Genomic DNA, 18,710 nt, shown 5'->3' with positions numbered 1-18,710 from the left:
AATGCCAAACTATAAACTGCTGACACCGGGTCCTCTGACTACTACGGATACGGTAAAAAAAGAAATGCTTTTTGACCACTGCACATGGGATGATGACTATAAAAAAATCACCCTTTCTATACGGGAAAAACTGTTGAAGCTTGCACATGTCAGCGAACCGGAATACACAGTAGTCCTTATGCAGGGAAGCGAGACTTTCGGTGTGGAGTCAGTGCTTACCAGTGTCATCGGAAAAGAGGATACCCTTCTCATCGCGGCAAACGGAGCTTATGGAGAGAGAATGGGAGATATTGCAGAGCATGCGGGAATTTCTTATCTGATGTATAAGGAAGAGTATGATCAGATTCCTTCCGGAGAAAAAATCGGAGAAATTTTGAAAGAACATCCGGAGATCACCCATGTTTCTATGGTGCACAGTGAGACCACCTCTGGTATTTTAAATGATATTGCATCTGTTGCAAAAGTGGTAAAGGCAGCGGGAAAAACCTTTATTGTAGATGCTATGTCCAGTTTTGGCGGCGTTGATATTCCTGTCGGAGAGCTGGGAATTGATTTTATTATCAGCAGCGCCAATAAATGTATTCAGGGCGTTCCAGGATTTTCCTTTATTATCTGCAACAGGGAAAAACTCATGGAAAGCAAAGGAAAAGCCAGAAGCCTGTCTTTGGACCTTTATGACCAGTGGGAAACTATGAATAAAGATGGAAAATGGAGATTTACCTCTCCGACCCATGTGGTGCTGGCGTTCGCCCAGGCCTTAAAGGAAATGGAAGAAGAGGGAGGCATTCCGGCCAGAGCGAAACGCTATGAGGAAAATAACAGGCTGCTGATCCAGAATATGGCCCAGATGGGGATTTATCCATACATCGGCAGTGAGCATCAGGGTCCTATCATTACTACATTCCTGTATCCAGAACATCATAATTTCTCTTTCCAGGAAATGTACCAGTACATTAAGGACAGAGGTTATGCCATTTATCCGGGAAAGGTAACCGACGCAGATACCTTCCGTATTGGAAACATCGGTGAAATCTATAAAGAAGATATAGAGAAACTCTGCAGCATCATCAAAGAATTTTTGGAGGAGAAATAAGGCTATGAAATTCGATGGAATTATTTTTGACTGGGCAGGAACAACAGTGGATTATGGATGCTTTGCCCCTGTAAAAGCTTTTATTGAGGCCTTTGAGCAGTTTGGCATTACCCCTACCCTGGAAGAAGTAAGAAAACCTATGGGAATGCTGAAGATCGATCATGTAAGGACTATGCTGTCCATGGACCGGATCTCCAGACTCTGGGAAGAAAAACAGGGCAGAAAATGGACAGAGGAAGACGTCCAGAGGGTTTACGAACTCAGTGAGAGCAAGATCCTGGAAATCGTACATAACTATGCAGAGCCCAAGCCTTATGTAGTAGAAACTGTAAAAAAATTAAGAGAGATGGGGCTGAAGATCGGTTCCACTACAGGCTACACCGATGAAATGATGGCCCTGGTAGTGCCAAAGGCTGCAGAGCTGGGATATTCTCCCGACTGCTGGTTCAGCCCGGACTCTACAAATAAAAAGGGCAGACCCTACCCCTATATGATCTTCCGGAACATGGAAAAACTGGAGTTAAAGGATGTGTCCAGAGTCATGAAAGTGGGAGATACAGTTTCCGATATCCTGGAAGGAAAGAACGCAGGACTGGTAACTGTAGGAATCCTGGAGGGAAGTTCTGTGATGGGACTGACTCAGGAAGAATACGAGGCACTGTCACCGGAAGAGCGGGAAGCAGCAGGTAAAAAAGCAGAGCAGACCTATCTGGAAGCAGGAGCTGATTACGTAGTGAGAGATGTGCGGGGAGTCCTGGATTTCATAAAATAAACCATCGGGGGAAATTATACGAAAACAAAGAAAAATAATTCTTGCAGACCTTTTTGCAAATCAGTATGATAGAGTGATGAGATACTGTAAAGGAGGACTGCAAGAATCATGAAAGAAAAAGCAAGCAACAGAATCCATTATTATGAAAATCCCCAGGGGCCGGTGATCGGTACCTGCAGCGATAAGGTCATCCAGGAGGATGGCCTGTATTTCCGTGATATTAACGGAGATGGGAAATTAAATACATATAAAGACTGGAGAAAGGCTCCGCAAGAGAGAGCACAGGCTCTGGCAGAAGAACTTTCTGCAGAAGAAAAAATCGGCCTTCTTTTCCTGAATTCCTGGAAGATGGGAATGGAGCAGGAGGATAAAGATTTTGTAGATGAGACAGGGCTTCTGGATGAAAAACCGGTGGAGAAAGGCTCCTCTATTTTCGCTACAGCTTCCACAGTGGGAACCACAGAAACAATCAAAGACTGGAAGGTACGTACCTTTATTTTAAGAAGCAATCCAAAGCCAGATGAGCTGGCAGACTGGATCAATGAGATGAACAGCCTGGCAGAAGAAGGGGAACATTTTATTCCGGTCATGGTGGTATCTAACTCCAGAAATGAGAACGGCGAGGTAGTCTTTGGCATGAATGATGCCTCCGGTGTATTTGCCGCCTGGCCTGGAACCATGGGGATCGCCGCTGCAGTAAAAGGAGACGGGCTCCATATTATTGATGATTTTGCTGACTGTATCCGGAGAGAATGGGATGCAGTTGGTATGAAAAAAGGATATATGTATATGGCGGACTGTGCCACAGACCCCAGATGGCAGAGAACTTACGGTACTTTCGGAGAGGATTCCAAGCTGATCAAAGAGATTTTTGAGCGACTGATCCCCGGAGTACAGGGAAGCCAGGAAGGCCTGACCCCAGATGGCGTGGCTATGACGGTGAAACACTTCCCGGGAGGAAGCGCCAGGGAGAATGGCTTTGACCCTCATTATCGTCAGGGACAGTGGAATGTTTATCAGACAGAAAACAGCCTGGAGACTTACCACATTCCTCCTTTTGAGGCAGCCATTGAGAAAAATGCCGCTTCTATCATGCCTTACTATGCGAAACCTTCCAGAGAGAAGAGCGCAGATCAGTATGACCTTCAGGGAAATCCTATTGAATGGAAACCAGTGGGATTTGCCTTTAACGATTATTTTATCCAGGAACTTCTGAAGAAGCAGATGGGATTTAGGGGCTATATCAACAGTGATTCCGGAATTGTTCAGAACATGGCCTGGGGCGTGGAAGAGCTGGAAGTCTGCGAAAGGGTGGCTCTGGCCGTTCATGCTGGAGTAGATATTATCAGCGGCTCTTATGATATCGAGGCTGCAAAGGAAGCCTACAGAAGAGGAAAAGAAGGCTATTATACCACTCAGGGACATAAGGTTCCGGAAGGCTATACAGTAGAGCAGGTGACTCTTTCCGACCAGGCTCTGACCCAGGCGGCAGCCCATACTCTCAAAGAGAAGTTCGAGCTGGGCCTTTTTGAAAATCCATACAGAAATCCTGAGAAAGCTGTGGAAATAGTAGCTGCAAAGAAGGACTGGGACAATGCGGCAGATGTACACAGAAAGTCTGTAGTTCTTCTGAAAAATCAGGAAGTCCTGCCTTTGACCGAAGAAAAAACAGCAGGCAAAAAGGTATATGCACAGTGCTTTAACAAGAAGGAAGAAGACGGCATAAATGCTACAAAAGAGCTGAAGAAAATGCTGGAAAAAGAGAAGGGGATCACTCTTACAGACAAGCCGGAAGAGGCAGATTATGCCCTTCTGTTCCTTACCCCAAGCTCAGGAGAATACTTTAATGCCACTCCCGGATATCTGGAGCTGGAAATCTGCGACGGCAAAGAGGTTTGTGACGTAGATGAGGAGGGAAGACCTGCCCAGACTACCCATAAAGAGACCACTCTTTTCGGGGCAGGAAGGATTCCTGAGATCGCAAAAACTGTCCATGACAGAGGCGGAAAAGTGATCGCCAATATTAACTTTACACTGGCCTGGGAGGTAGGAAGCGTAGAGCCATATACAGACAGTCTTCTGGCTGGTTTTGATACCTATCCCTGGGCTGTGCTGGATGTGATCTTCGGCAGATTTTCACCAACAGGAAAGATGCCTATCACCCTGCCAAAGGAGGATTCTGTCCTTGCAGTAAATGCTGAAGGTGTATGTATTTCCCCAAATGATGTTCCAGGCTATGACAAAGATAAATATATGCCTGAGGATATGAAAGATGAGAATGGAAAGGCATACGCCTACAGAGACAGTGCAGGAAATTACTATGAGCTGAACTTTGGCCTGCATTATTAAAAAACTGTTGACAAAATCCTGTTCAGGGCATAGAATGATACCAACAAAAGCAAAACCGTTGAGAAAGAGGAGTAAGCTTTAAAAGAAATCACAGAGAGCGGCAGGTGGTGAGATTGCCGTATGGATTTTTCTGCTGAATGGACTTTCGAGGGCAGTCCGAAATGAAAAGAGTAGGCGCTGCCGGGAACCGAACCCGTTATCAATCAGGAGCGTATGTTAGTACGTGAGAAAGTGGGCGAACTGCCAAATTGAGTGGTACCGCGATAATAAAGATTTTTATTACCGTCTCAAGTCGTAAATTGACTTGAGGCGGTTTCTTTGTTTTACAGATCAGTTTGGAGAACTTTTCTCTAAAACAAAAAAGTTCCTCAGGGACTTTATATACCGGGATTTGCTTTTGAAATCATGAATAAAGGAGACAGAAAAAATGAAAAAAAGAGTATTAGCAGTGATTTTAGGGGCAATGATGACAACAGCAGGACTGACAGGCTGCGGTGGAGACACAGGAAGTTCTGAAAGCGCCAGTGAAGGCCAGGAGATGTACACCATAGGAATTTCCCAGTTTGCAGAGCATGGTTCTCTGGACAACTGCAGAGAAGGCTTTATCCAGGGTCTGGAAGAAGAGGGGCTTGTAGAAGGAGAAAATCTGGTGATTAAGGTAAACAATGCAGATTCTGATACAGCAACTGCCGCTCAGATTGCTGATACCTTTGTAGCAGATAAGGTAGATCTGATCTGCGCTATCGCTACTCCAAGCGCTCAGGCAGCTTATAACTCCGCCAGAAATTCAGAGATTCCTGTAGTCTATACGGCAGTGACCAATCCAGAAGAAGCCCAGCTTGCAGATGATGAGGGAATGCCTGTAGGCGCAGTAACCGGAACCAGCGACCAGCTTCCCGTACAGGCCCAGCTGGAAATGATAAGAGAGCTTCTTCCGGAGGCCAAGACCATTGGTATTCTCTATACTACCAGCGAAGCCAACTCTGCCTATAGTATCAGCCAGTATGAAAAATACGCCGAAGAATATGGTTTTACTCTGGAGACCGCAGGCGTTACCAATACCTCAGAGGTTTCTCTGGCAGCGGCCAGTCTTCTGGACAAAGTAGACTGCCTTACAAATCTGACAGACAATACAGTAGTCAGTGCTCTTCCTACAGTCCTGGATCAGGCTAACGAGAAAAACATTCCGGTATTTGGCAGTGAGATTGAACAGGTGAAACTGGGATGTCTGGCAGCCGAAGGCCTGGACTATGTGAACCTTGGAGTTGAAACAGGAAAAATGGCAGCCCAGATTTTAAAAGGCGAGGCACAGGCAGAAGATATGGAATATGAGCTTCTCACAGACAGCAGCCTGTATATCAACCAGGCAGTGGCTGAAAACCTGGGAATCACCATTCCGGATGAAATGCGTGAAAATGCAGAAGAGACCTTTACGGAAATCTCTCAGGAATAGCCGGCAGGCAGAAATTTAAGGAGGCATCGAAATGGATTTTGCATTAAGTATATTGGAACAGGGGCTGATCTACGGGATCCTGGCCCTGGGCATTTACATTACCTATAAGATCCTGGATTTTCCGGATCTGACTGTAGATGGAAGCTTTCCCCTGGGGTCGGCGGTGACAGCAGCCCTTCTTACAAAAGGAGTGAATCCCTACCTTTCACTTTTGATTTCTTTCCTGGCAGGAGTCCTGGCAGGAACCTGTACTGGACTGATCCACGTAAAAGGTAAGGTGAGGGATCTTCTCTCCGGAATCATTATGATGACGGCTCTGTATACAGTAAATCTGGTAATCGCAGGAAGCAATAACGTACCTCTTTTCGCCCAGAAAACCATATTCAGCAACTCTTTTCTGGAAGGCATTACAGGAGGAAATATTCCGGATTATACGGTGATCCTTCTGGTAGCGGTGGTCAGCAAACTCCTTCTGGATTTTTACCTGAAAACAAGATCCGGCTACCTTCTGCGGGCAGTAGGGGATAATGAGGTTTTAGTGACTTCTCTGGCAAAGGATAAGGGGAGTGTAAAAATCCTGGGACTGGCCATTTCCAATGGTCTGGTTGCCCTGGCAGGTTCTGTATTCTGCCAGCAGCAGGGAGTCTTTGATATCTCCTCAGGCACTGGTTCCATGGTCATCGGACTTGCCAGTGTTATAGTGGGAACCAGCCTCTACCGGGTTTTTACAAAGCTGAAACCCTTCCGGAAAAAAAGCTATATCAAGGTGACTACCTTTGTATTTCTGGGAGCAGTTTTATATAAAGCCTGTACAGGTCTGGCTATCCGGTACTTTATGCCCCAGTCTATGAAGATGATCTCAGCCCTGTTCCTGCTGGCAGTGCTTCTTCTCATGCTGGTATTTGATAATATGGATAAAAAGAAGGTGAAGAAAAATGCTTGAGCTGCGTCATATTCATAAATATTATAATCCGGGAACCATTAGCGAGATGTGCCTTTTCCAGGATTTTAATCTGGAGATACAGAAGGGAGAATTCGTTTCTGTAGTAGGCAGCAACGGCTCGGGAAAAACCTCTATGCTGAACCTTATCTGTGGCAGCATCGGCCTGGATGAGGGACAGATTTTAATAGATGGGAAGGACATTACAAGGCAGAAAGAATATAAACGGCTGAAACGGATAGGCCGGGTTTATCAGAATCCTGCCATGGGTACCTGTCCGGAAATGACCATACTGGAAAATCTTTCCATGGCAGACTGTAAAGGAGGATTTTTCGGTCTTCAGAGAGGTACAGATAAGAAACGGATTCCTTATTATCAGGAACTCCTTTCTCAGCTGGGACTGGGGCTGGAGGATAAACTCTATGCAAAGGTAGGAACCCTCTCCGGCGGACAGCGTCAGGCTATGTCCTTACTTATGTCTGCCATGACGCCTATTGATTTTTTGATTCTGGATGAGCATACAGCAGCTCTTGACCCCAAGACGGCGGATCTGATCATGGAGCTGACAGAAAAAATTGTACGGGAGAAAGAACTGACTACCATTATGGTGACCCATAATCTGCGGTATGCTGTGGAATATGGAGACAGACTTCTGATGATGCATCAGGGAAAAACAGTCATGGACATTTCCGGAGAGAAAAAGAAAAACCTCCAGGTGGAGGATATTTTGGATAAATTTAATACCATTAGTATCGAGTGCGGAAACTGAAAGGATTTTGTATAAAATCACGAATCTGAAATACTGGCTTGAAACCAACCATATATTGTGCTAACATTATTGAGGTTAACAAAATCTAGTGGAGGTTGAGCACATGACAACAGAAGAGTGGCTGGGCAGTGAGAACCAGCTGGGAATGGACATCTGGACCAGAAAATACCGAAACAACGGCGAGGATTTTGAAAGCTGGGTCCAGAGGATCAGCGGCGGAAATGAAGAAATAGGGAAGTATATTAAAGAAAAGAAATTTTTATTTGGGGGAAGAATTTTATCTAACAGAGGACTGAACAAACAGGGAAGGAAGGTTACTTATTCCAACTGTTATGTGATCGCTCCTCCTGAAGATAATATTGAAAGTATATTTGACTGCGCAAAAAAACTGGCACGGACTTACAGTTACGGCGGAGGCTGCGGAATCGATATTTCCAAGTTGAGCCCAAGGGGAGCCAAGATCAATAATGCAGCAAAGGAGACCAGCGGAGCCGTATCCTTTATGGAACTGTATTCTCTGGTAACAGGGCTTATCGGACAAAACGGCAGGAGAGGAGCTTTGATGATTTCTATCGACTGCTCCCATCCAGATGTGCCGGAGTTTATTGAACTGAAAACCGACCTGGAGAAGGTGACAAAAGCAAATATTTCCATCAGAGTCCATGAGGATTTTATGGAGGCTGTTAAGAAAAATCAGGAGTATACCCTTCATTATACCAGGGAAACTACCGGAGAAGTCATTGAGAAGAAAGTAAATGCCAGAGAACTTTTCCGCAGGATTACAGAGACAAACTGGGATTATGCAGAGCCGGGAGCTTTGTTCTGGGACAGGATCACAAGCTGGAATCTTTTAAGCAATACGAAAGAGTTTTCCTATGCAGGAGTGAATCCATGTGCAGAAGAGCCGCTTCCTGCAGGAGGCAGCTGTCTTCTGGGAAGTGTGAACCTGGCAGAATTTGTTCAGAATCCTTTTACGGAGGAAGCATTTTTTGATTTTGAAGGGTTAAAAGAGTGTGTGGGCGCTTCTGTCCGTGCATTAAATGAGGTTCTGGAGGAGGGCCTTCCTCTTCATCCTCTGGAGGAGCAGAGGGAAAGCGTAGAGCAGTGGAGACAGATCGGTCTGGGCATTATGGGACTGGCTGACGCCCTTCTGAAGCTGGGTCTGACTTACGGAGAAGAGGATGCTGTGGAAATGTGTGACAAGATCGGCTTTGCCATGGCAGACACAGCCATTGCAGCTTCTGCAAAACTGGCAAAGGAAAAGGGAGCTTTTCCAAAGTGCAATGTAGATGAAATCATGTCTACACCTTTCTTCCTGGCCAATACTACAGAGAAGACCAGAGAACTGGTGAATAAATATGGTCTGAGAAACTCTCAGCTTCTTACCATTGCCCCTACAGGCACACTTTCTACTATGCTGGGAATTTCCGGAGGGATTGAGCCTGTATATGCCAATTACTATGTGCGCAAGACAGAATCTCTCCATGGCACCGATGTATACTACAAGGTTTACACAAAGATCGTAGAAGACTATATGAAGCAGCATAATCTGAAAGAAGACAAAGAACTGCCGGACTACTTTGTTACAGCTATGACATTGGATTACCGTCAGAGGATTGATATGCAGTCCATATGGCAGAAACACATCGATGCTTCTATCAGCTCTACGGTAAACGTACCCAACAGCTTTACAGTAGAGGAGACAGAAAGTCTTTATCTTTATGCCTACGAGCAGGGACTGAAAGGCATCACCATTTTCCGTGACGGCTGTAAGAGAGTTGGCATCCTGAATACAGAGCAGAAGGAAGAAAAGAAAGAAAAGAAAATAACTGCAGGGGAAGGCCTGAAGAGAGGCGAAATCCTTCTGGTAACTGATGACGTGGTAGGCAAGAAGAGAAAATTGATGACCGGCTGTGGAAGCCTTCACTGTATTGCTCTTTTTGACCCTCATACAGGAGCTCTTTTGGAAACCTATCTGAGCAAAGGATCTACCGGGGGCTGCAATAACTTCATGGTAGGACTTTCCAGAATGATCTCGATCAGCGCAAGAGGCGGCATCGACATCGAAACGATTGTAGACCAGTTAAATTCCAGCGGTTCTTGTCCTTCCTATACTGCAAGGAGAGTGACCAGAAAGGATACCAGCAAGGGAGCATGCTGTCCTATGGCTGTAGGAAATGCCCTTATGGATATGTACAAGGAAATGCAGGAAGAGCTGAGTCAGAAGGAACAGGGAAAGGATTCCATTAAGCCTAAAAAAGCTCCAAAACCTAAGGCAGTAACTCCTGTGGAGGAAACAGATAAGATGTACTGTCCAGAATGCGGAGAACCTCTGGTTTTTGAGGAAGGCTGCAATATCTGCAAAAACTGCGGATGGAGCAAATGCCACTAACAGGAGGAGAGAAAATGCGGCTGGAAAAAGTACAGAAGGTTTTGAAAGAAAAGAAATTTCCATATAAATACGCGGAGGAAGACGGCTGCGGAAGCATAAATTTTGAATACAGGGGAGTCGTATATCATATCTGGGAATTTCAGGACAACGGCCAATGGGGAGCTGAGACGAATGTCCGTATAGTCGGACGTCATGAGGATATTCTGGGAGACTATGAAGAAGAGATCATAAAGCTGATCAGCGGCTGGAATTAGACCAGGGAAAGCAGGCAGAGCATGAAAGAAAATAAGTATGATGATTCGGTGTTTTTTCAGAAATACAGTGAGATGAGCCGTTCAAAATACGGCCTTCAGGGAGCCGGGGAATGGCAGGAATTCCAGAAGATGATGCCGGATTTTTCAGACAAAGAGGTGCTGGATCTGGGCTGCGGCTATGGATGGCACTGTGCCTATGCAGCGGAAAAAGGCGCCAAGAGAGTGCTTGGGATAGACCTTTCTGAAAAAATGCTTCAGAAAGCCGAGAAAATCAACAGTCACCAAAAGATTACCTATAAAAGAGGAGCCATGGAAGACTTGGAACTTCCGGAGAGTTCTTTTGACATTGTGCTCAGTTCTCTGGCCTTTCACTACGTCAAAGATTTTCCGGCCCTTGTAAAGAAGATCAGCAGCTGGCTGAGACCGGAGGGAATCTTTATTTTTTCTGTGGAGCATCCGGTATTTACTGCTTATGGATCCCAGGATTGGTATTATGATGATAGGGGAGAAATCCTTCACTTTCCTGTAGATAATTATTACTATGAGGGAAAACGGGAAGCACTGTTCCTGGGAGAAAAGGTTATAAAATATCACAGAACCCTGACTACCTACGTAAATTCCTTACTGCAAAACGGATTTATGCTGGAAGGTCTGGTGGAGCCTGCTCCACCGGAAAATATGCTGGAGCTTCCGGGGATGAAAGACGAAATGCGCCGGCCCATGATGCTGCTGGTCCGGACAGTAAAACAAAAATAGATTTTTATATAACAAGGAGTGTCCAATGTCACCAGAGATGATGTTGAACACTCCCTTTTCATTTCTAAAAACTTTACAGTTTAATACCACCGTATCATAAATGACAAGATTCTGGAAGACAGCTCTTACAGAAAAAATTAACAAGTGTCTTGTCACATGTAAAAACATGGTGTATAATTTCTGTTAAAATTGTGTTAACAGGAGGGACAGGGATGGAGTCCATAAAAGAAGAAATAGAGAAGTTGAAGAAGGAAAAAAGAGCCATTATCCTAGCTCATTATTATGTGCCTGGAGAGGTTCAGGAAATCGCCGATTATATAGGAGATTCCTATTTCCTGAGTAAAAAAGCCAGGGAGACAGAAGCAGAAATGATTCTTTTTGCAGGTGTGTCTTTTATGGGAGAAAGCGCCAAAATTCTGAATCCGGAAAGAACTGTGCTGCTTCCAGATGCCCAGGCAGACTGTCCTATGGCTCACATGGCTTCCAGGGAGAAGATCAGGGAAATGCGGGGAAAGTATGAGGATCTTGCTGTGGTCTGCTACATTAATTCCACTGCAGAACTTAAAACGATGTCCGATGTATGTGTCACTTCTTCCAATGCTGTAGACATTGTAAAAAAACTGCCAAATAAAAATATTTTCTTTATACCTGACGGCAATCTGGGGGCTTATGTGGCAGCTCAGGTGCCTGAAAAAAATATTATAGTCAATGAGGGATATTGCCCTGTGCACAGAGAAATCCAGGAAGAGGATGTAAAAAATGCAAGGAAAGAACATCCTAAGGCCTCTGTACTGGTACATCCGGAATGTGTTTCAGAAGTGGTCCGTACTGCGGACTTTGTGGGAAGCACTTCAGAGATCATCCAATATGCCTGCCAGTCAGAAGAAAAAGAATTCCTGATAGGTACAGAGGAAGGCGTGCTCTGGGATTTGGAGAAAAAATGTCCCGAAAAAGCCTTCTATCCGGTAAAACCAGGCCAGTGCTGTCTGGATATGAAAAAAGTTACCCTGGAGAAGGTAAGAAATGCGCTGAAAGAAGAAAAATACCAGGTTTCCCTGGAGCCGGAGACCATGGAAAAGGCCAGAAGACCTCTGGACAAAATGCTGGAACTGGGAAAATAGGAGGAAAAACATGGAGATGAAAAATACAGATATACTGATTGTTGGAACAGGAGCCAGCGGACTTTTTGCCGCTCTCCATATTCCAGAGAATCTTCAGGTGCTGATGATCACCAAAGGTCAGGTGAAAGAAAGCGATTCTTTTCTGGCCCAGGGGGGAATCTGTGTGCTGAGAGACGAAGAGGATTATGACAGCTTTATGGAAGATACTTTAAAGGCAGGCCATTATGAAAACCGCCGTGAATCTGTTGACATTATGATCCGCTCTTCCAGGAATGTGATCCGAGAGCTGATTGAATACGGAGTGGACTTTGCCAGAAAAGACGGGGAGCTGGATTATACCAGAGAGGGCTGCCACTCTAAACCCAGAATTCTCTTCCACGAGGATATTACAGGAGAAGAAATCACCAGCAAGCTGTTAAAAGCAGTGCAGGCCCTGCCTAATGTGGAAATACTGGAGCAGGTTACTATGCTGGATATGATCGAAAAAGAGAATACCTGCCTGGGGATCATAGCGAAAACGGAAGAAGGAGAACATCTGGGAATTCAGGCCCGATATACCATTTTTGCAACGGGAGGAATCGGCGGGCTCTACCGTCATTCTACAAATTATCCACATCTGACAGGAGATGCACTTGCCGTTGCCATGCGCCATGGGGTAGAATTAGAACATATTGATTATATCCAGATTCATCCTACCACGCTGTATTCTCAGAAGCCTGGACGGAGATTCCTGATTTCTGAATCTGTGCGGGGAGAAGGGGCTAAGCTTTATAATGCCAAGGGAGAACGTTTTGCCAATGAGGTGCTGCCCAGAGATCTGCTTACCGCCAAGATACAGGAACAGATGAAAAAGGACGGGAAGCCCTATGTATGGCTGGATATGACCGTTCTGGGAGAAAAGGTGATCCTGAACCATTTCCCTCACATCTATGAAAGATGTCTGGAAGAAGGCTATGATGTGACAAAAGACTGGATACCGGTAGTTCCAGCCCAGCATTACTTTATGGGAGGCATCCATGTGGACAGCAGCAGCAAAACTACCATGGAACATCTTTATGCTGTGGGAGAGACCAGCTGCAATGGTGTCCACGGAGCTAATCGCCTGGCGAGCAACTCTCTTTTAGAGAGTCTGGTATTTGCCCAACGGGCGGCCCAGGATATTGGAGAAAAATGGCAGTCTGAAGGGGAACAGGAAAAGGACTTTGCTGAACTTCTTCAGAAAACAGAAAAATGTATCTGCAAACAGGAGAAAAACCTGGCAGATACCTATAAACAGGAAGTATTAGGAGAAATTGAAAGGGAGAGACAGGCAAAATGAATGAGATAACTATGAAATTAAATGCAGACCGTCTGATCCGGATGGCCCTTGAGGAGGACATTACCAGTGAGGACATTACCACTAATTCGGTTATGAGAAAGAAAGAGATTGGAGAGGTCCAGCTTCTGTGCAAAGAAGATGGAGTCATTGCCGGACTCTGGGTTTTTGAGCGGGTATTCACCCTTCTGGATGAGAACACAGAGACAGAATTTTATGTAAAAGACGGCGATAAAGTGAAAAAAGGACAGCTGCTGGGAATGGTGAGAGGAGATATCCGGGTTCTTCTTTCCGGAGAACGGACTGCACTGAATTATCTCCAAAGAATGAGCGGCATTGCTACCTACACCAGACAGATTGCCGATATGCTGGAAGGAAGCAAAACAAAACTATTGGATACCAGGAAAACTACTCCCAATATGCGTATTTTCGAGAAATATGCGGTAAAAACAGGAGGAGGCTACAACCACAGATATAATCTGTCTGACGGTATTTTACTGAAAGATAATCATATCGGAGCAGCAGGAAGCGTGAAAAAGGCTGTGGAGATGGCAAAAGAGTACGCTCCTTTTGTAAGGAAGATTGAGGTAGAGACCGAAAATCTGGATATGGTAAAGGAGGCTCTGGAGGCAGGGGCAGATATTATTATGCTGGACAATATGTCTCCGGAAATGATGAGAGAAGCGGTAGAACTTATAGACGGCAGGGCCCAGACCGAGTGTTCAGGCAATGTAACAAGAGAAAACATTGAAAAACTGGTTTCCATAGGAGTAGATTATATTTCCAGCGGGGCTCTGACCCATTCTGCGCCGATTTTAGACCTTTCCTTAAAGAACCTTCATGTAGTATAATAGAGACAGAAAATCAGGCGTACATAGATTTCATAAAAAGTATTCCTGGATATAGGAGGAGATGACAGGTCAGATGGCAGGAGAAAAACGGAGACAGGAAATTTTAAGATACATAGAAGAAAGCGAAAAGCCGGTATCCGGGCAGAAACTGGCAGAAATCTTTCATGTGAGCAGACAGGTGATCGTCCAGGATATCGCCCTGCTGAGAGCCGGTGATAAAGAAATTTTCTCCACCAACAGAGGATATATCTGCAGGGAAAAGAAAAGAGCAGTGAGGATTTTCCGGGTTTTCCATTCAGATGAACGGATAGAAGAAGAATTGAACCTGATTGTGGACTGGGGCGGAAAGGTAGAAGATGTATTTGTAGACCACGAAGTCTATGGAGAGCTTCGGGCGCCTCTCAATATCAGTTCCAGAATGCAGGTCCGGAAATTTCTGGAAGAGATCCGAAGCGGGAAATCCCGTCCCCTGAAGAATATTACCTCTGGATATCACTGTCATACTGTCTGGGCAGACAGCGAGGAAGTACTGGATAGAATTCAGGAAAGCCTGAAAGAGGCAGGAATCTTAAGCAGGTAAGCCTGACAGTTTTGCATTTCTTGCTTTACTGAGAAAGGAGAAGGATTATGGGAAAAAGGGTGATCACTATCAGCCGTGAATTCGGCAGTGGAGGAAGAACTATCGGAAAGAAAACTGCAGATCGTCTTGGAATTCCCTATTATGACAAGGAATTGATCAGGAAGATTGCAGAGGAAACAGGATTCTGCCAGGAGTTCGTGGAAAAACAGGGAGAGGAGGCGTCAAGCTCTAACTGGTTTTTCTACAGTCTTACTCAGGGTCAGGCCATAGGACCAAACGGAATGTCCATGGCAGACTATCTCTGGTCTGTCCAGTATGATATCATCCGGAAGCTGGCGGAGAAGGAACCATGTGTGATCGTAGGCAGATGTGGAGACTATGTATTGGAGGACAGAGAGGACTGCCTCCATGTATTTGTCCATGCGCCTTTGGAATTTAAGAAGGAAAGGATCATCCGCCTCTATGGGGAAAGAGAAGAGAAACCAGAGAAAAGGCTGGAGGAAAAAGATAAAAAGCGAAAGCTTTACTACCAGCATTATACAGGGAGAACCTGGGGGATGGCTCAGAACTATCACCTGTGTCTGGACAGCAGCCTGATCGGGATTGACAATTGCGTGGACATTATAGAAAAACTGGCGAAAGGAATTTAGACAAAAACATGACAGATGTAGTGATCAGAATGGCAAAGCCCCAGGAGGCCCAGCTTCTGGCAGAAATAGAAGGAATCTGCTTTCCTCCTCTGGAGGCGGCTTCCCCCGCCCAGATTGAAGAGAGAATGAAGGCTTTTCCGGAAAATTTTGTGGTGGCAGAGGCAGAAGGGCAACCTATAGGATTCATTAATGGAGGCACGACAGATAAACCATGTCTTCCTGATAAGATGTATCATGATGTAAGTCTTCACAATTCCCAGGGGGCCTATCAGACAGTGTTTGGCCTGAATGTACTCCCTGCATACAGACATCAGGGAATCGCAGGAAAACTGGTGGAGTATTTTGCAGAGCTGGCCCGGAAAAGGGGAAAGAAAGGTGTGATCCTTACCTGTAAGGAAAGGCTGATCGGTTTTTATGAAAGCCATGGATTTCAGTGCTTCGGTGTGGCGGATTCTTCCCACGGAGGAGCCAGATGGTATGAAATGAGAAGGATATTCTAAAGAAACAAAAGCCGGACAGGCTTGGGGAAAACGATAAATTTTCCCACAGACCTGTCCGGCTTTTGCTTATAAAAATTTAGAATTCACGGGTAATATTTTTCAGCCACTTATAGCTTTTATAATGCCGGTATACAAAGGGTAGCTTTACAAATTCATCTGTGCAGATGAGGAAATATACCCACATAGGCGGCAGCTTAAGAATAAAAGCGGAAAGAAAGCCCAGGGGAACTGCATATACCCACATGTCAATAAAGTCACAGATAAATCCCCATCGAGAATCTCCTCCAGCCCGGAAAATACCGCTGATGACAGCAGAATTCATAGCCTGTCCTATAACATAATACATGTTTATAAAAAGCATGATATTCAAATATCCCTGGGATACAGCACTCAGATCAGACATATTCATAAACACAGGACGGAGAAGAAAGATCAGGATACCTCCGGCATTGGCAATACCAAAGCAGAGCACGGTTCCCAGATTTCTAGCTACCACTACTACGGCGTTTGCCGCTACCATGTCGCTTCCCAGGTGTCCCATGATCACCGAGTACATAGAAAAGGCGACTCCCCAGGACACTTCTATTGTTGGGGAACAATGGATCAGACTAAGATTGTCCCGGGGAGGATTGTAATTTTAAAGAAAACGTGATACCCTGATGTTGATAATTAAAGAAAGCAGGAAAAATCGATGCGTTACAAAAAACCACAGTTTTATGACAGCTTCCATTGTATTGCTGGCAGATGTCCGGATACCTGCTGTGCAGGATGGCAGATTTTGATAGATGAAGAATCTCTGGAAAAATATAGCAGTGTAGAAGGCCGCTTCGGCACCCGGCTTTTAAACTCAATTGACTGGTATCAGGGGGCTTTTGAACAGTATAATAAAAGATGCAGTTTTTTAAATGATGAGAATCTGTGTGAGCTCTATCAGGAACTGGGCCCAGAGGCTTTGTGCCAGACCTGTCGGATGTATCCCAGACATGTGGAAGAATTTGAGGACCTGAGAGAATATTCCCTTTCTCTTTCCTGTCCGGAGGCGGCCAGGATCATGTTGTCTACAGAAGAAAAAACAAAATTTATAGAGACAGAAGATACTTTGGAAGAGGAAGAGGATTATGAGGATTTTGATCTGCTGCTGTTTGACAGGCTGGAAGAAGCCAGAGACCTTATTTTTTCCATGATCCAGAACAGAACTTTGTATTTTTCTAAAAGGATGGCCGTTCTTCTGAGATTTTCATATGAAATACAGGAAGCCCTGGATAAGGGGGAACTTTTTGAACTGAATCTGGAAGACTGTATGAACAGAGCTCTGGAGAAAGAAGAGTGGGAGAGTCTTGAGGCCAGATTTAATAATATGAAGGATATGGCTAAAGATTTGGAAAAACTGGAAGTGCTCCGGGAAGACTGGGGGAAAGAGCTTGCAAATCTCCAGCACCGGCTTTATGATAAAGGAGAAGTGGCTTATAAGGAGATTCAGAAAGAATTCTTTGAAAACTTGAAATATGCAGGGAAGGAACAGGTCTGGGATATATGGGGAGAACAGATACTGGTCTTCTTTGTCTATACCTATTTCTGTGGAGGGGTATATGACGATATGATTTATACGAAGGCTGTTCTGGCAGTTTTCTCTGTACTGTGGATCAGGGAGATTATCATGGAGAGATGTTATGAACAGGGAAGGCTTCCGGAACTGGAACTAGTCTGCCAGGCTGCCTGGCAGTTTGCCAGAGAAATTGAGCATTCAGATGAGAATCTGAATCTTCTGGAAGAGTTTTTTGACGGCTCTGAACGTTATATGCCGGAGAATCTCATACCGGGTATAGTTTATCATTTATAAAAAGGAGAAAATCTATGAGCGAAGAAAAACCTTATTGGGAAGGGAAAAAGTATTCTTTTTTCAGTCATAAAGAATGTGAATATTTTCCATGTCATAAAACGAATGACCCGGAAAACTTTAACTGTCTGTTCTGCTACTGTCCTCTGTATGCTCTGGGAGATAAGTGCGGAGGAAACTTTAAATATACAGAAAAGGGCGTAAAGGATTGTACAGACTGCCTCCTGCCCCACAAAAGAAAAAATTTCGGTTATATCATGAGTAAATATAAGGAGATTATGGAGCTGGCGAAGGCAAATCATGAAAAGTAATCTAAGCTTACCTATGATTTATATCTTTGATAAGAGGGATTATCTGAGATAGATCCTCACATACATAGTCGCAAAATGGCAGGAGTTCTTCGGTATAAGGTGTCAGATCCGGTACCATACAGGAGATGCCTCCCGCAGCTCTTGCGGCTTTCAGACCATTGATGCTGTCTTCTACGATCAGGCAATTTTCAGGCGGTATCTGGAGGGCTCGGGCGGCTTTCAGGAAAATATCAGGTTCCGGCTTGCAGGCAGCTACCTCGTTGCCACATACAGAGGCAGTGATAAAAGAAGTGATTCCGGCCAGTTCCCAGTAATGGGAAGCAGTATTGCGGTCTGTAGAGGTAGCCACAGCAGCAGGAAGTCCTTCTTCTTTTAAGAAAGCCAAAAGTTCTTTCAGGCCCTTCTTTTCCGGAATAGAATACTTATCAATATATTCTTTGGTATACTGGCTGCGGATCTGACGTCCCCTGTTATAGTCTACTGTGCCATGGTACCATTTTTCGAATAGGGCAGCACTTCTGTCCCGGGAACTTCCTCTCATCTGGCGCAGATGTTCTTCTGTGATAGTAAACCCCATTTCTCTGCCAGCTTTCATCCATCCCTCTTTCATCAGTCGTTCTGTGTCAAAAAGAACACCATCCATATCAAAAATAACAGCCTTTATCATTGAAATTTCTTTCCTTTCGTCATATATATTTTCCAGTTTGTTTCAAAATTCATTTTACCATGGAAAAAAAGGAAAGTCTATTGGCGAAAAAGGAAGTGAC

At 44.8% G+C, this 18,710-nt stretch carries 18 protein-coding genes, 1 pseudogene and 1 other annotated feature; of the genes and pseudogenes, 17 read left to right on the top strand and 2 right to left on the bottom strand.

All coding sequences use genetic code 11. From position 1 onward, the window contains the following. Position 1 precedes the first annotated feature (1 nt). From phnW to B5G33_RS10200, 15 genes are all read left to right on the top strand, one after another. A complete protein-coding gene (phnW, locus tag B5G33_RS10275) occupies positions 2-1,093 on the top strand; it encodes a 2-aminoethylphosphonate--pyruvate transaminase (protein ID WP_087417583.1) in 1,092 nt (363 codons plus the stop codon). Positions 1,094-1,097: 4 nt separating this feature from the next. Continuing rightward, a complete protein-coding gene (phnX, locus tag B5G33_RS10270) occupies positions 1,098-1,865 on the top strand; it encodes a phosphonoacetaldehyde hydrolase (RefSeq protein ID WP_087417582.1) in 768 nt (255 codons plus the stop codon). A gap of 108 nt (positions 1,866-1,973) precedes the next feature. After that, positions 1,974-4,214: a glycoside hydrolase family 3 protein gene (locus B5G33_RS10265; protein ID WP_204247371.1), complete on the top strand. Its 2,241-nt coding sequence runs from the start codon at positions 1,974-1,976 to the stop codon at positions 4,212-4,214. A 49-nt stretch (positions 4,215-4,263) separates the two neighbouring features. Then, positions 4,264-4,507: a binding site (T-box leader), on the top strand. 134 nt (positions 4,508-4,641) lie between these two features. Then, positions 4,642-5,667 (top strand): ABC transporter substrate-binding protein, encoded by a 1,026-nt coding sequence (locus B5G33_RS10255; protein ID WP_087417580.1) that lies wholly within the window; start codon positions 4,642-4,644, stop codon positions 5,665-5,667. Positions 5,668-5,698: 31 nt separating this feature from the next. Then, the gene (locus B5G33_RS10250; RefSeq protein ID WP_087417579.1) at positions 5,699-6,610 is read left to right on the top strand and encodes an ABC transporter permease; all 912 of its coding nucleotides are present in this window, start codon (positions 5,699-5,701) and stop codon (positions 6,608-6,610) included. Further along, positions 6,603-7,376 (top strand): ABC transporter ATP-binding protein, encoded by a 774-nt coding sequence (locus tag B5G33_RS10245; protein WP_087268198.1) that lies wholly within the window; start codon positions 6,603-6,605, stop codon positions 7,374-7,376. Before B5G33_RS10250 ends, B5G33_RS10245 begins: the two co-directional genes overlap by 8 nt. 103 nt (positions 7,377-7,479) lie before the next feature. Next, positions 7,480-9,768: an adenosylcobalamin-dependent ribonucleoside-diphosphate reductase gene (locus B5G33_RS10240; RefSeq protein ID WP_087417578.1), complete on the top strand. Its 2,289-nt coding sequence runs from the start codon at positions 7,480-7,482 to the stop codon at positions 9,766-9,768. Between the two features lie 14 nt (positions 9,769-9,782). Next, positions 9,783-10,022 (top strand): kinase, encoded by a 240-nt coding sequence (locus tag B5G33_RS10235; RefSeq protein ID WP_087268192.1) that lies wholly within the window; start codon positions 9,783-9,785, stop codon positions 10,020-10,022. A 21-nt stretch (positions 10,023-10,043) separates the two neighbouring features. Beyond that, the gene (locus B5G33_RS10230; protein ID WP_087417577.1) at positions 10,044-10,778 is read left to right on the top strand and encodes a class I SAM-dependent methyltransferase; all 735 of its coding nucleotides are present in this window, start codon (positions 10,044-10,046) and stop codon (positions 10,776-10,778) included. Between the two features lie 212 nt (positions 10,779-10,990). After that, positions 10,991-11,899 carry a quinolinate synthase NadA gene (nadA, locus tag B5G33_RS10225; protein WP_087417576.1) on the top strand — a complete coding sequence of 303 codons (909 nt, stop codon included), beginning with the start codon at positions 10,991-10,993 and terminating at the stop codon, positions 11,897-11,899. A gap of 16 nt (positions 11,900-11,915) precedes the next feature. Next, entirely contained in the window at positions 11,916-13,217 is a 1,302-nt protein-coding gene (locus B5G33_RS10220) for an L-aspartate oxidase (protein WP_442856607.1), read from the top strand. Further along, positions 13,214-14,065 (top strand): carboxylating nicotinate-nucleotide diphosphorylase, encoded by an 852-nt coding sequence (gene nadC / locus B5G33_RS10215; protein ID WP_087417574.1) that lies wholly within the window; start codon positions 13,214-13,216, stop codon positions 14,063-14,065. Before B5G33_RS10220 ends, nadC begins: the two co-directional genes overlap by 4 nt. A 73-nt stretch (positions 14,066-14,138) precedes the next feature. After that, positions 14,139-14,645: a transcription repressor NadR gene (locus B5G33_RS10210; protein WP_087268520.1), complete on the top strand. Its 507-nt coding sequence runs from the start codon at positions 14,139-14,141 to the stop codon at positions 14,643-14,645. A gap of 47 nt (positions 14,646-14,692) precedes the next feature. After that, complete coding sequence (locus B5G33_RS10205) at positions 14,693-15,295, top strand: cytidylate kinase-like family protein (RefSeq protein WP_087417573.1); 603 nt, start codon at positions 14,693-14,695, stop codon at positions 15,293-15,295. Positions 15,296-15,303: 8 nt separating this feature from the next. Further along, on the top strand, positions 15,304-15,795 hold the full coding sequence (locus B5G33_RS10200) for a GNAT family N-acetyltransferase (protein ID WP_087417572.1): 492 nt from the start codon (positions 15,304-15,306) through the stop codon (positions 15,793-15,795). A 76-nt stretch (positions 15,796-15,871) separates the two neighbouring features. Here the strand turns inward: B5G33_RS10200 and B5G33_RS10195 are convergent. After that, positions 15,872-16,378: pseudogene (locus tag B5G33_RS10195) on the bottom strand (MATE family efflux transporter); the annotation flags it as partial. Positions 16,379-16,486: 108 nt separating this feature from the next. Here B5G33_RS10195 and fliB point away from each other — a divergent pair. Both fliB and B5G33_RS10185 read left to right on the top strand, forming a co-directional pair. Next, positions 16,487-17,635, top strand: a complete 1,149-nt coding sequence (fliB, locus tag B5G33_RS10190; protein ID WP_087417571.1) for a flagellin lysine-N-methylase — start codon at positions 16,487-16,489, stop codon at positions 17,633-17,635. A gap of 14 nt (positions 17,636-17,649) precedes the next feature. Then, entirely contained in the window at positions 17,650-17,943 is a 294-nt protein-coding gene (locus B5G33_RS10185; RefSeq protein WP_087268167.1) for a cysteine-rich small domain-containing protein, read from the top strand. A gap of 7 nt (positions 17,944-17,950) precedes the next feature. Here B5G33_RS10185 and B5G33_RS10180 read toward each other — a convergent pair whose 3' ends face one another. After that, positions 17,951-18,610, bottom strand: a complete 660-nt coding sequence (locus B5G33_RS10180; RefSeq protein WP_087268165.1) for an HAD family hydrolase — start codon at positions 18,608-18,610, stop codon at positions 17,951-17,953. Positions 18,611-18,710: the final 100 nt, after the last annotated feature.

Origin of the sequence: Blautia sp. An81 (assembly GCF_002161285.1) — a bacterium.
GTDB classification, from domain to species: Bacteria; Bacillota; Clostridia; order Lachnospirales; family Lachnospiraceae; genus Blautia; species Blautia ornithocaccae.
Note: the sequence above shows the minus strand (reverse complement) of the source record. Positions and strands in the feature narration are given on the sequence as shown.

Bases quoted from the DNA above. Each gene is read 5' to 3' on its own strand.
- B5G33_RS10250 (WP_087417579.1), top strand. From the start codon at position 5,699: ATGGATTTTGCATTAAGTATATTGGAACAGGGGCTGATCTACGGGATC.
- fliB (WP_087417571.1), top strand. From the start codon at position 16,487: ATGCGTTACAAAAAACCACAGTTTTATGACAGCTTCCATTGTATTGCT.
- nadA (WP_087417576.1), top strand. From the start codon at position 10,991: ATGGAGTCCATAAAAGAAGAAATAGAGAAGTTGAAGAAGGAAAAAAGA.
- nadC (WP_087417574.1), top strand. From the start codon at position 13,214: ATGAATGAGATAACTATGAAATTAAATGCAGACCGTCTGATCCGGATG.
- B5G33_RS10200 (WP_087417572.1), top strand. From the start codon at position 15,304: ATGACAGATGTAGTGATCAGAATGGCAAAGCCCCAGGAGGCCCAGCTT.
- B5G33_RS10205 (WP_087417573.1), top strand. From the start codon at position 14,693: ATGGGAAAAAGGGTGATCACTATCAGCCGTGAATTCGGCAGTGGAGGA.
- B5G33_RS10235 (WP_087268192.1), top strand. From the start codon at position 9,783: ATGCGGCTGGAAAAAGTACAGAAGGTTTTGAAAGAAAAGAAATTTCCA.
- B5G33_RS10210 (WP_087268520.1), top strand. From the start codon at position 14,139: ATGGCAGGAGAAAAACGGAGACAGGAAATTTTAAGATACATAGAAGAA.
- B5G33_RS10255 (WP_087417580.1), top strand. From the start codon at position 4,642: ATGAAAAAAAGAGTATTAGCAGTGATTTTAGGGGCAATGATGACAACA.
- phnW (WP_087417583.1), top strand. From the start codon at position 2: ATGCCAAACTATAAACTGCTGACACCGGGTCCTCTGACTACTACGGAT.
- B5G33_RS10220 (WP_442856607.1), top strand. From the start codon at position 11,916: ATGAAAAATACAGATATACTGATTGTTGGAACAGGAGCCAGCGGACTT.
- phnX (WP_087417582.1), top strand. From the start codon at position 1,098: ATGAAATTCGATGGAATTATTTTTGACTGGGCAGGAACAACAGTGGAT.
- B5G33_RS10185 (WP_087268167.1), top strand. From the start codon at position 17,650: ATGAGCGAAGAAAAACCTTATTGGGAAGGGAAAAAGTATTCTTTTTTC.
- B5G33_RS10180 (WP_087268165.1), bottom strand. From the start codon at position 18,610: ATGATAAAGGCTGTTATTTTTGATATGGATGGTGTTCTTTTTGACACA.
- B5G33_RS10240 (WP_087417578.1), top strand. From the start codon at position 7,480: ATGACAACAGAAGAGTGGCTGGGCAGTGAGAACCAGCTGGGAATGGAC.
- B5G33_RS10265 (WP_204247371.1), top strand. From the start codon at position 1,974: ATGAAAGAAAAAGCAAGCAACAGAATCCATTATTATGAAAATCCCCAG.
- B5G33_RS10230 (WP_087417577.1), top strand. From the start codon at position 10,044: ATGAAAGAAAATAAGTATGATGATTCGGTGTTTTTTCAGAAATACAGT.
- B5G33_RS10245 (WP_087268198.1), top strand. From the start codon at position 6,603: ATGCTTGAGCTGCGTCATATTCATAAATATTATAATCCGGGAACCATT.